Origin of the sequence: Winogradskyella eckloniae (assembly GCF_013249045.1) — a bacterium.
GTDB classification, from domain to species: Bacteria; Bacteroidota; Bacteroidia; order Flavobacteriales; family Flavobacteriaceae; genus Winogradskyella; species Winogradskyella eckloniae.
This window is the reverse complement of the sequence record NZ_JABRWP010000010.1, coordinates 12,033-24,527: the sequence shown is the minus strand read 5'-3', so window position 1 is coordinate 24,527 and position 12,495 is coordinate 12,033. Positions and strand designations below refer to the sequence as shown.

Here is a 12,495-nt window from a genome sequence, read left to right as displayed (position 1 = left end):
ATTTGTGTGTTATAAATTATTTATTGTTTAATCGTTATTTTTTGCTTTTGCCTTAGCTATAGAATCATTCTTTTTCACTTGTCTTTCTCGCTCTTCTCGCGCTTTTTTACGGTCTTCTATAATTTTCTTTTTTCTATCTTCTAGTGCTTTTTGACGCGCTTCTCTTTCTTTTAGTTTTTGTAACCGTTTTGCTTCAGCTATTTCCGCTGCTGTTTTTGGTGTTTTTGAACTAATAGAATCCTTTTTTACAACGCCCTTAGCCAATGTACTGTCTATTTTTATCGCTGATTTATTTGATTGCGAAACTGAATCTTTTTCTGAAGTATTTATTTTACTTACTGCTTCAGTTTTTGCGTTTCTCTCATCCATCGCTTTTTGGCGACGCTCTTCAGCTTCCTTTTTCTTTTTATCTCTTAACTCTTGTTGCGCTTTCTTTCTTTCTTCCGCTGCTTTTTCACGCTCTGCACGCGCAGCTGCTAATTGCTCCTCGCGCTTTGCTTTGCGCTCTTCTAACGCTTTTTGTCTATCATCTTTCCCAGCACTCACTGTAGGCACAACTTCTTCCTCTTCTAATTCTTTTCGTTCCTTTTTATTTTTTGCTTGTGTACGTTTAGATGTTCTTGTTATCGTTTTTAAAACACGCTCACTTATATCATAGCGATCTGCTGAATATAGCATTACCACATCTGCCGATTTATCAAACACAAAATCATATTCCCCTGTTTCTGCAATATCTTGTACTGCTGCAAAAATTTGATCTTGTATAGGCTCAATTAATTGACGTTTTTGTATCATTAAATCGCCATTAGGCCCAAATCTTTTTTGTTGGTAATCTAAAACCTCAGCTTCCTCAAAAGTTATATCTTCATAGCGTTCATCATACAATTCTTTTGTTAAAAGAACACTTTCGTTATCTAACTCTTTTTTCTTCTGTGCAATAATATTAAGTTTTGATTCTATTTCGGATTTCCATCCTAAAACTTTTTGATCTAACTGCGCAGAAGCTTCTTGATATTCTGGTACGTTTTGTAATATATACTCTGTATCTATATATCCTATTCTTACACCACGTTGCGCATTTGCATTAAAGCCAAAGAAACCTATAATAATTAATAAAAAAAGAACTTTATAATTCATCACTTTTGTTTTCATGTTTTGAGCCATTTTTATGGTAACTATAAATCATTTTAGTTTATAGTTACTAATGTTCAAATTTAACGAAATAAATTCTTAAAAATTTTAACACCATGATGATTTCTTAATTTACTATTAGAAAATATCGTGCCAAACTTAAAATTGCTGACCAATTATGAAGTGAGTTTCCCATCTTTTTACTGAGGCACCATAAGGCGCTTCATCAAACGCATGACCAAAATCAATACCTAGTAAACCAAAGGCTGGCATAAAGATTCTTAGACCAAATCCGGCAGATCTCTGAAGGTTAAAAGGATCAAAATCCCTAAACGTATTTACAGAACTACCTGCTTCTAAAAATGATAAAGCATAGATTTTAGCTTGAGCGGCTAATGTAATTGGATAACGTAATTCTAAAGAGAATTTGCTGTATATAGAACCACCATCCGTGTCTGACAATGATTGATTAGGGTAACCACGTAACTGAATAACCTCTCTTCCATCTAATGAATAATTGGCCAAACCATCTCCTCCAACAAAGAAACGCTCAAAAGGAATTACACCTCTATCATTGTTATATGCACCAAGGAATCCGAACTCTACACTAGGCTTTAAAACAAACTTTTTTGTTAACGACTGATACCAATCTGCCTTAAATTTAATTTTATAAAATTCTAACCATTTAAAACGTTCTTGATCAATTTCTGCTATACGTTCAAAATCACTAGCATCTGACGCATCTAATCCATCTCTTTCTTCTATTAAAGCGCCATAGTCTACACCATTAACTAAAGAGTAAGGGAATGAGAATTTAGCAGAGATATTGAAACTTGATCCTCCTGTTGGGAATATTGGATCTATTCTTAAATCACTTCGACTTAAACCAATAGTGTACGACAAGTTATTAGATGTACCATCACCAAAGGTAAATAAGCTTGTGGTATAGTTATTTAGGTTATAATGCTGAAAACTTAAAGCTTGAGATAACAAAAAGTAATCATCTGGTTTTGATAACCTGGTAGATAAACCAAATGTTAAGCCTGTAATATTAAAGCTTCTACTCTTATCTGCAGTACCTGTTGATGAATCATACAAAAACTGTTTAGAATGTGATAGCGATGTTGACATCTGATATGGTTTTTTACCACCTAGCCAAGGTTCACTAAATGAAAAACTATAGGTTTGAAAATACTGACTCGCTTGTAGTCTTAAGGCTAAACTTTGACCATCACCTCGAGGCACTGGCACATAAGCATCTTTATTAAATAGGTTTTTGATTGAGAAATTATTAAATGATAATCCTAACGTACCAATGAAACCTCCTCCACCATAACCACCTTGTAGCTGAATTTGACTAGAACCTTGCTCTACTACTGAATATTCTACATCTAATGTACCATCTACTGGGTTTGGGTTCTTAATGTTTGGTGCAATTTGCTGTGCATCAAAAAATCCTAATTGTCCTAGTTCTCTAATGGTTCTAATTATATCTGATTTTCTATATAATTCTCCTGGACGTGTTCTAATCTCTCTATAAATAACATGATCATTCGTGACATCATTACCTACTATAGTTACATTATTAAAGTAAGCTGGTTTTCCTTCAGAAATACGGATTTCCATATCAATAACATTACCTTCTGCACTAACTTCTACTGGATTTATAGTAGAGAACATATAACCGTTATTTTGATATAAATTAGTGATATCTTGTGCATCTGGATTTGTATCATCTGCAATACGCTCTCTTAATTCTACTCCATTATACGTATCACCTTCTTTGATACCTAATACTAAGGCTAATTGTCTATCTGAATATACTGTGTTACCTACAAAGGTTATTTTACCAAATGTATACTTCTCACCTTCTTCAACCTTAATATTTAGGTTTATAGTTTTTTCGTCTAAATATGTAATTGAATCTGATATAACTCTGGCATCTCTATAACCATTTTCTTTGTAGTAATCTATTAACGTTACTAAATCCGTTCTGAAATCATCTTCAATATACTTAGAGCGTTTTATAATTCTCAAAGGGCTAAGGCTTTTCTGCTTTGTGTTTTTCATCGCTTTGCGAAGCTTCTTATCCGAGATTTTGTCATTACCATCAAAAGTAATTGCCTCTATTTTTACTTTCTCTCCTTTGCTAATATCTATATTCATATTAACACGCTCCTTCTCTACAGAGTCTACAACCTGAGTTGTTGAGATTTTTACTTTAGTATTTAAAAATCCTTTTTTTCTATATTTATTTGTCAGGTAATTTTTTGTCGTAGCGATTAAGTTCTCAGTGACTTTAGTACCTGCCTTTAACTTATTTTCAGAAATAATTTCGTCTTTCTTGTTTTTCTTTACACCTTCAATGCTAAGGTCTTTTAGCTCTGGCAAGTCTATTAACTGAATTTCTAGATCGGCAGTACTACCATCAATATTAGTAACATAAATATCTATGCTACTAAATAGGTTAGATTTCCATAACGTTTTTACAGCATTAGCAATTTTTTCTCCACCTACTTGTATTTCTTCGTCCTTTCTTAATTTGGAATAAGCAATAATAGTTTGTGCACTAAAATTAGTGTTTCCCGTAACAGAAATCTCTTTGATTAAATAGGTTTCTCCTCCTTCTACTTGGGCATTACTAGCAATTGATATTGTAAATAGTAATAGGGTACAAAAAAGTTTAAAAAATGAATTCAAAACTGAATTATTAGGTAAGTTGTTCGCTTGTTTTTCCAAATCTTCGTTCTCTGTTTTGATAATTTACGATTGCCTCATATAGATTTTCTTTTTTAAAATCTGGCCATAAAATATCTGTAAAATATAATTCTGCATAGGCGATCTGCCAAAGCAAAAAATTACTAATACGTTGTTCTCCACTTGTGCGAATAAGTAAGTCTACGTCTGGTAAATTTTGCGTGTAAAGATGCTTATTTATAATTGATTCATCAATACTTTCAGAAGAAATTATATTATTTTTAACTTTAACTGACAATTCTTTAATAACATTAACAATTTCTTCACGAGAACCATAGCTTAAAGCCAAGGTTAATGTCATATTTTCATTATTTTTTGTCTTTTCTATAACATCTAACAGTTCTGTATGGGCTTTTTTAGGAAGATCTTTAAGAGACCCTATAGCAGACAGCTTTATTCCGTTATCTTGTAATGTTTTAATTTCTTTCTTTAAAGATTTTACTAAAAGTTTCATTAGAGTTTGCACTTCTAGTTTTGGTCTGTTCCAGTTTTCTGTAGAGAATGCATAGAGCGTTAGGTGTTTTATACCTAATTCTGCACTAGCTTCAACCGTTTCCCTTACAGATTTTGTACCGTTCTCGTGACCTATAGCTCTTATTAAACCTTGTTGCTTAGCCCATCGTCCGTTACCATCCATTATTACAGCAATATGCTTAGGAAGTTTGTCTTTATTTATTTGTTCTTTAATACTCATTTTAAAAATTACAATAACAAGGTCGTCTACCAAAGGTGTAAGTTAATGTAAATCCTGTAAACATATACCAATCATTATTATTAATGTTTCCAAAACTATACTGCTCTCTATACTCAGAATCTGGCATACTACCATCTAATTCGTCTGAGAATGTATACCTAGCTCCTATTTCTGCTGCTAAGATTAATTGGTTTGAAATATTGGTTTTATAACCAATAACCATAGGAATTCCAAACGCCCAACTGCTTGTGTTTTCTGAGGTAATCTCACCTGCTGGCGAAAAATAAAAATTATCATGATTTGCCATTGAAATCCCTGAGTACAAATATGGTGTACCTTTCATTCCGCTAGTGTGCAAATCAAAATCTAAGAAGGTAAATTCCATACCTGCAGAAATCTCTATAATATTAGCACTAAATTCATAACCTCTTTCTATGCGTCTTGGATCATCTGATTTTCCATCAATTCCATTTAAATCTGTAAATATTACAGAAGCCCTAAAAGAATGTCTTGGACTTCTATTCCATTTAACTAAGGCACCAAAAGCTGGTTGATTTGGCGAAATATACTTACTAGATCCTACGTCTCCAATAAAATTACTTCCACCAGCAAAAATACCAACCTCATAGATTTGAGCGTCAGTTGAATTAACCAAAAAAGCACTTAATAAAAATAGAAAAAAATACCTCATAAATTTTTCAAAGTTTGCAAATATAACAATTAAGATTTTTGTGAAACAATTTGACACAAAATGTATTACAGATTAACTGATTTTTAAGGTATTTATTGTTATTCTTAATTATTTAGTTGCGTCGATCTTCTCCCCAAAGTAATTTTTTTCGAAGTGTTTCTAAAAATGATTCATCTAATAGCTCTACCATTTTTACCACAAAATCTGCTTTCATTATGGTTACAAACGTGGTGTTAGACAGGGTCACAATTCTAGAGTCTAAAGACATTAAAAATTGATCCTCTCTTCCATTCACTTTTAATTTTACTGTTGTATTATCTGGTATTATTAATGGCCTAGCACTTAAATTATGAGGTGCAATTGGCGTTATAGCAAAACTCTTAGCGTCTGGCGTAATTACTGGTCCGCCGCAACTTAACGAATAACCGGTTGATCCTGTAGGTGTCGATAAAATAAGACCATCTGCCCAATAAGACGTTAAATACATATCGTTAAGATGCGTATCTACTGTGATCATGGAGGTGGTGTTTTTTCTGCTTATTGCGATTTCATTAAGGGCAAAGTTTGTTTTTAGTATATCCTTATGTTCAGGGTCTGTAGACACGCTCAACAGTGAACGTTCTGATATTTTATATTTTCCTTTAAAAATTTCAGTTAAGGCTGTTTCTATATCTTCTGTTTGTATGGTCGCTAAAAATCCTAAACGCCCAGTATTAATACCAACAATTGGTATCCCTAAATCTCTAACATAAGTCACTGCCCTTAAAATTGTACCATCACCACCTACACTAACCAATAGATCATAAGATGCATCTAGCGCATCAAATATTTGTACGCTAGCATTATTTTGAACCGCAGAACTCTGAGTCGTTAAAAATTCGCGTTCAAAAAAAACATTAGCGTCTTTATTCAATAAAACATCAAGTAGTTGCTCTACTGCCTTTTGTGTAGTTTCTTTAACATAATTCTGACCGTAAATTGCTACTTTCATGCTTATTTTTATTATTCCTAATCACTTTAAGTCGCTTTCATTTCCTATTTACAGAATCAATGTAAAAGCGCCTTTTTGTCTTTACATGTTAAGGTATTTATCTAAATACTTTGAGCGTTCCTTTAAACTTTCAACATAAGAATCATCCTCATGGCCAGATACAATATTATAACTATATCGTCTAAAGGTTTGAATAACTTCATTGATGCTAGAATTACTTATTTTAAGCGTTACTCTCACTAAATCACCATCCATCTTAGAAACAAATGCGCCTAAGAGCTTGGCGTCATTAGACTCTACTATTTGGCTAATTTCACTAAATGAATAATCATTTATGCCTTTTTCTACAATTAAAATACCACCAGGTTCTGCAAAAAATGGCGTTTCATTAAAAAGATGAATAATATCGTTTAGCTCATAATAGCCAAGATATTTATTATTTTCATCTAAAATCGGCATTATATTAGAATCATTTTGCGCAAAAGATTCTAATACATCTAACCAGTTGGTCATCGGTCTTACAAAAAAGCCTTCAATTGCATAAGCACAATCTTCAATTGTAATACTACCCTCAAAACAATGGGCATCTGTTTCTGAAATACAACCCATATAAACGTTATCCTTTACAACAGGAATATGAGAATACGTTAGCTGATTGAACAGCATTTTTAAATCACTAATTTTATCAGTGATACGCAACGGTTTTATGTCATTAATCACAAAATTTTGAAGCTCCATTATGCAAAATTTATTACGCTGCAAATTAATCAAAAAAACCCACAAAAAGCATGCACTTGTTTGTATTTTTGTTCTTCAAAATTTATAACTATGACCAAGTTAAGTGTAAATATTAATAAAATTGCAACCCTTAGAAATAGTCGTGGTGGTGATGTACCAAATGTAGTTCAGTTTGCAAAAGATGTTCAGCGATTTGGAGCAGAAGGCGTTACAATTCATCCAAGACCAGACGAAAGACATATTCGTTACCAAGACGCTTATGATTTAAAAACAGAGGTTTATACAGAATACAATATTGAAGGAAATCCCATTCCTAAATTTGTAGATATGGTACTAAACATAAAGCCTACGCAAGTTACTTTAGTACCAGATTCTATAGATGCCATTACATCTAATGCTGGTTGGGACACCATAAAACACAAAGATTTTTTAGTAGACGTCATTAAAGAATTTAAAGACAACGGTATTAGAACATCAATATTTGTAGATCCAGAATTACAACAAATTGAAGGTGCCAAAGCCACAGGAACGGATAGAATTGAACTATACACCGAAGCCTTTGCGCATCAATATAGTTTAGGTAATATGGACGCTATTAAGCCGTATTCTGAATGTGCAGAACTAGCAAATAGCTTAGACCTAGGCATTAATGCTGGGCATGATTTATCTCTAGAAAACATTAAGTTTTTTAAAGACCATATCAATGGATTATTAGAAGTATCTATTGGACATGCGCTAATTGCCGAAAGCCTATATCTAGGAATAGAGAATGTTATAGGTAAGTATTTAGAAAAACTAAAATAAGACCATACTAATAGATAGACATAGCGCTCATTACATTGAGAAAATTCTATAATTTACTTAGTATTAACACCACACTTTATTAATTAACACTATGTATCATTGCACCTTTGTGCAAAAAATGAAACGACATGAAACTACACTCAAACATCATAGGAGAAGGCAAACCATTTATTATTCTACATGGATTTTTAGGCATGGGAGACAATTGGAAAACCTTAGCAAGACAATTTTCTGAATCTAATTATGAAATACACCTTGTAGACCAACGTAATCATGGTCGTAGTTTCCATTCTAATGCGTTTGATTATGATCTATTAGCAGAAGATTTAAAACATTATTGCGACACTCATAATCTCAAGGACATTGTATTATTAGGACATTCTATGGGAGGAAAAACAGCGATGCTTTTTGCTTCAAAATATCCAGAATTAGTACATAAATTAATCGTTGCAGATATTTCACCGCGCTACTATCCTGTACATCACGATGCTATATTAGAAGGTCTAAGTAGTTTAGATTTTACACAAATTAAAACAAGAGGCGAAGCAGATAAAGCCTTAAGCAGCTACATACAAGATGTTGGCACACGCATGTTTTTGCTAAAAAATTTATATTGGGTAGAAAAAGGGCAACTAGGTCTACGTATAAATTTAGAAGCCTTAAAAGAAAATGTTTCTGAAGTTGGTGAAGCCTTGCCAATACATGCTAGTTTTGAAAAGGACACTTTATTTTTACGTGGAGATCGCTCAGAATATATACCAAAAGCAGACGAAACCATTATACATCGTCATTTTCCTAATTCTAAAATTATAACCATTACCAACGCTGGCCATTGGTTACATGCAGAAAACCCTAAAGAATTTTATGATGCTGTCATAAATTTCATTTAACTTTAAAAAAATAATTGATTCATATGAAATCCCTCCTAATCATAATTGCATGCATTTTACGCATTCAATTTTCTGAAGCTCAGGCTAAACCAGATGGACCGTACAAAGACTATTACGAGACTGGCGAACTCCAAAAAGAAGGACAATACAAAAACAATAAACGCGTAGGTCAATGGAAACAATATCATAAAAACGGCCAAATATCTAAAACTTATAGTTATGACAACGGCAAATTAAACAGAGAACAAGTTTCGTATTACGACACTGGCATTGTTAGTCATAAAACCGAATTAGAAGACAATATTTATGTCAACTTTAGATTCTTTAAAAGTGGAAATCTAGAATCTAAAAGACAATTAAAATCTGGATATTTTACAAGTTTTTACGAAAGCGGAGCCAAAGAAATAGTAGCTACTTACTTAGAATTTGATTTAGTTGGCGAATGGAAAAAATATTACGAAAGCGGACAAATAGAATGGATAGTTACCTACAAGGATGGCTACAGACATGGAACCTATAAAAACTATTATGAAAATGGAGACCTTAAATTAGAAGGCGCTATGGCAAACGAAAAGCTGCATGGTAAAGAAAAACGATATTTAAAAGGAAAAGTGCTAGAATGGGAAGGCAGTTATTCCAATGGCATGTTAACTCATACTTGGGTAAAGTACAACGCGAAGGGCAAAAAAGTCGAAAAAATTAAATTTAAAGATGGTATCGCTAGTAAAGCTGAATTTATTGGAATTTTAAAACCTTCAAAAGTTGCAGATGGTGTTATTGAACGCGTTCCGGTTTATCCTGGTTGTGAAGACATGTTAACGAACACAACCAAAAAAGCGTGTATGAATAAACATGTAAACCAACTTATTGGAAAAAATTTCAACATAGAATTAGCGACAAAATTAAATTTAATAGGAAAACAAAGAATAATTGTAACCTATAAAATAGACAAAACAGGTAACGTAACAGAAGTAAAAGCAAGAGCACCACATCCTGGTTTGGCAGAAGAAGCGATAAGGGTTATTAATTTATTGCCTAAAATGTCACCTGGACTTCAAAGAGACCAACCAGTTATAATGCCTTTTTCTATTCCTATTGTATTTCAGGTTCAGAAATAACAATTATTTTTTAACTTACATGTCACCAAAAAAGCATTACTCATGAATCTCATTTTAAGACTCTTATTAAACGCCTTAGCTGTGTTTGTATTAGCACATATTTTAACTGGTGTAGCTGTAGATGGTTATATAGGCGCGCTTATTGTCGCTGTAGTCTTATCTATTTTAAATTTATTGGTAAAGCCTATATTAGTCATTTTAACCTTACCCATTACTATAATTACATTAGGACTTTTTCTACTCGTTATAAACGCCATAATTATATTAGTAGCAGATAAATTAATAGACGGATTTAGCGTTGCCAATTTCGGAACCGCAATTTTATTTAGCATCCTACTCTCTATCTTACAATGGTTGCTGCAATCGTTTTTAAAAGACGACAAAAAGTAGCTGATATACAAACGCTTAAAACTGTTGTTGGGTTGCAAAAAATATTGTACTTTTGCAGCCCAATTTTAGTTTCAATAAAAATGAACATTACAAGAGAAAACATCGATGCATTAAATGCAGTTGTAAAAGTTGATATCGCAAAGGAAGATTATAGCGATAAAGTAGAAAAAATATTAGTAGATTACCGTAAGTCTGCAAACATCCCAGGTTTTAGAAAAGGTCACGTACCAATGGGAATGGTAAAAAAGCAATATGGTAAAGCTGTATTAGTAGATGAAGTAAACAAATTACTACAAGATGCACTTGGTAAGTATTTAGTTGAAGAAAAACTAGACGTTTTAGGTAATCCATTACCAAAAGCACAAGACGATTTAGATTGGGATGCTGAAGCATTTTCATTTGAATTTGAATTAGGTTTAGCTCCAGAATTTGATGTAAATCTAAAAAGCAAAAAAGCAATAACGCATTATAATATTGTTGCAGATGACAAAATGATCGATGATCAAGTAGAACACATCCGCAAACAATACGGAAAAATCGTTTCTCAAACTGAAATCACAAAAGATTCTGAAATTTCAGGTACGTTTACTAACGAAGAGAAAGACATCGAGAATTCTACAATGATTACTTTAGATAAATTAAAAGGAAAAACAAATCCTAAGAAATTTATTGGAGCAAAAGTTGGTGATGTAATTTCTTTAAAAACTAAAGGTTTATTCAATGACGATCACGATTTAATGAATGCTTTAAAAGTACCTCATGATGATGCACATGGATTAGACATAGAAGTTAACTTTACTGTTACTGAAATTAACGAGCGTGAATTAGCAGATTTAGATCAAGAGTTATTTGATAAGTTATTTGGAAAAGGTAAAGTAACCTCAGTAACAGAATTAAAGGCAAAAATAAAAGAAGATTCTGAAAAGCAATTTGCACAACAAGGAGATCAAAAATTATTAAACGACGTTACCGAAAGTTTAATTGAAAACACCAAGTTTGATTTACCTGCTAGCTTCTTACAAAAATGGATGCAGACCGCTGGTGAAGAAGAAATGACAGAAGAGCAAGCTAAAGAAGAATACGAAAAATCTGAAAAAAGCATGCGCTACCAGTTAATAGAGGGTAAATTAATCACAGAACATAATCTTCAAGTTCAGTTTGAAGAATTAAAATCCTATTCTATGGATATGATTAAAGGTCAAATGGCTCAGTTTGGTCAAATGAACCCATCAGATAAAGAATTAGAAGACATCGCTGCACGTATCTTAGGTAACCAAGATGAAGTAAAACGTATGTCAGAACAGTTAGTAAGTCAAAAATTATTAAACTTATATAAAACTGAAGGAAACATTAAGACTAAAGACATCACTTACGATGATTTTGTAAAAGAATTTTATAGTTAAGCAGTCTTTAAAATAATTAGTATCTTTAAAGCGTAAAACGTATGAGTTTTGCGCTTTTTTTATGAATTCGCTTTTTAATCAAAAGCTTAAATAATATTTGGCATAATTCTCTGTTTTATAAATATCACACAACTAATTAAAAAGAATTAAAATTTATATGGATTTCGGAAAAGAATTTGAAAAATTTGCAATAAAGGATCAAGGAATTAATAGCAACTATTATAGTAAAATAATAGAAAGCATGTATCCTTCTAACATGACGCCAAATATTATTGAAGAACGACAAATGAATATTGCCGTTTTTGATGTGTTTTCTCGTTTAATGATGGATCGTATTATATTTTTAGGCACTGGTGTTAATGACCAAGTGGCTAATATTATACAAGCACAATTATTATTCTTACAAAGTACAGATGCTACAAAAGATATTCAAATTTACATTAACTCTCCAGGAGGATCAGTATATGCTGGTTTAGGTATTTATGACACTATGCAGTTTGTAAAACCAGATGTTGCTACAATTTGTACAGGTATTGCAGCTTCAATGGCAGCCGTTTTATTATGTGCTGGTGCAGAAGGTAAACGTTCTGCATTAACGCACTCTCGTGTAATGATTCACCAAGTAAGTAGCGGAACGCAAGGTCAATTAAGCGATATGCAAATTGCCTTAAAAGAAACAATAAGAGTTAAAGAAGAATTATATGCAGTGATTGCAAAACATTCTGGCAAATCTATTGAGCAAGTAGAAAAAGATTCTGACAGAGATTACTGGATGCGTTCTCAAGAAGCTTTAGAATACGGAATGATTGATGAAGTATTAACAAGAAAGTAATTCCATTTACTTTCGACTAAATATGTCTAGTTACAAAACTATTTACAGTCATATTG

General features: G+C 32.4%; 12 protein-coding genes. 6 read left to right on the top strand and 6 right to left on the bottom strand.

Annotation, left to right across the window (positions count from 1 at the left end):
- Positions 1 to 27: 27 nt before the first annotated feature.
- The 6 genes from HNV08_RS14470 to HNV08_RS14445 all read right to left on the bottom strand — a co-directional run bounded on the left by HNV08_RS14470 (position 28) and on the right by HNV08_RS14445 (position 7,002).
- Complete coding sequence (locus HNV08_RS14470) at positions 28 to 1,152, bottom strand: OmpH family outer membrane protein (RefSeq protein WP_241697237.1); 1,125 nt, start codon at positions 1,150 to 1,152, stop codon at positions 28 to 30.
- Positions 1,153 to 1,290: 138 nt separating this feature from the next.
- Positions 1,291 to 3,870: an outer membrane protein assembly factor BamA gene (gene bamA, locus HNV08_RS14465; protein ID WP_173282073.1), complete on the bottom strand. Its 2,580-nt coding sequence runs from the start codon at positions 3,868 to 3,870 to the stop codon at positions 1,291 to 1,293.
- On the bottom strand, positions 3,842 to 4,582 hold the full coding sequence (locus tag HNV08_RS14460; RefSeq protein ID WP_173282072.1) for an isoprenyl transferase: 741 nt from the start codon (positions 4,580 to 4,582) through the stop codon (positions 3,842 to 3,844). The genes bamA and HNV08_RS14460 overlap by 29 nt, the downstream gene beginning before the upstream one ends.
- Position 4,583: 1 nt before the next feature.
- Complete coding sequence (gene porG, locus HNV08_RS14455) at positions 4,584 to 5,273, bottom strand: type IX secretion system protein PorG (RefSeq protein WP_173282071.1); 690 nt, start codon at positions 5,271 to 5,273, stop codon at positions 4,584 to 4,586.
- 112 nt (positions 5,274 to 5,385) lie between these two features.
- Positions 5,386 to 6,264: an NAD kinase gene (locus HNV08_RS14450; protein WP_173282070.1), complete on the bottom strand. Its 879-nt coding sequence runs from the start codon at positions 6,262 to 6,264 to the stop codon at positions 5,386 to 5,388.
- Positions 6,265 to 6,345: 81 nt separating this feature from the next.
- Positions 6,346 to 7,002 (bottom strand): CBS domain-containing protein, encoded by a 657-nt coding sequence (locus tag HNV08_RS14445; RefSeq protein ID WP_173282069.1) that lies wholly within the window; start codon positions 7,000 to 7,002, stop codon positions 6,346 to 6,348.
- A 90-nt stretch (positions 7,003 to 7,092) separates the two neighbouring features.
- Here HNV08_RS14445 and HNV08_RS14440 point away from each other — a divergent pair, with 90 nt between their 5' ends.
- The 6 genes from HNV08_RS14440 to HNV08_RS14415 all read left to right on the top strand — a co-directional run bounded on the left by HNV08_RS14440 (position 7,093) and on the right by HNV08_RS14415 (position 12,439).
- A complete protein-coding gene (locus HNV08_RS14440; RefSeq protein WP_173282068.1) occupies positions 7,093 to 7,806 on the top strand; it encodes a pyridoxine 5'-phosphate synthase in 714 nt (237 codons plus the stop codon).
- A gap of 128 nt (positions 7,807 to 7,934) precedes the next feature.
- Complete coding sequence (locus HNV08_RS14435; RefSeq protein ID WP_173282067.1) at positions 7,935 to 8,696, top strand: alpha/beta fold hydrolase; 762 nt, start codon at positions 7,935 to 7,937, stop codon at positions 8,694 to 8,696.
- Between the two features lie 23 nt (positions 8,697 to 8,719).
- A complete protein-coding gene (locus tag HNV08_RS14430) occupies positions 8,720 to 9,814 on the top strand; it encodes an energy transducer TonB (RefSeq protein WP_173282066.1) in 1,095 nt (364 codons plus the stop codon).
- Positions 9,815 to 9,856: 42 nt separating this feature from the next.
- Positions 9,857 to 10,204, top strand: a complete 348-nt coding sequence (locus tag HNV08_RS14425; RefSeq protein WP_173282065.1) for a phage holin family protein — start codon at positions 9,857 to 9,859, stop codon at positions 10,202 to 10,204.
- Between the two features lie 80 nt (positions 10,205 to 10,284).
- Entirely contained in the window at positions 10,285 to 11,607 is a 1,323-nt protein-coding gene (tig, locus tag HNV08_RS14420; RefSeq protein ID WP_173282064.1) for a trigger factor, read from the top strand.
- Between the two features lie 157 nt (positions 11,608 to 11,764).
- Positions 11,765 to 12,439: a ClpP family protease gene (locus HNV08_RS14415; protein ID WP_173282063.1), complete on the top strand. Its 675-nt coding sequence runs from the start codon at positions 11,765 to 11,767 to the stop codon at positions 12,437 to 12,439.
- The last annotated feature ends 56 nt before the right edge of the window (positions 12,440 to 12,495 follow it).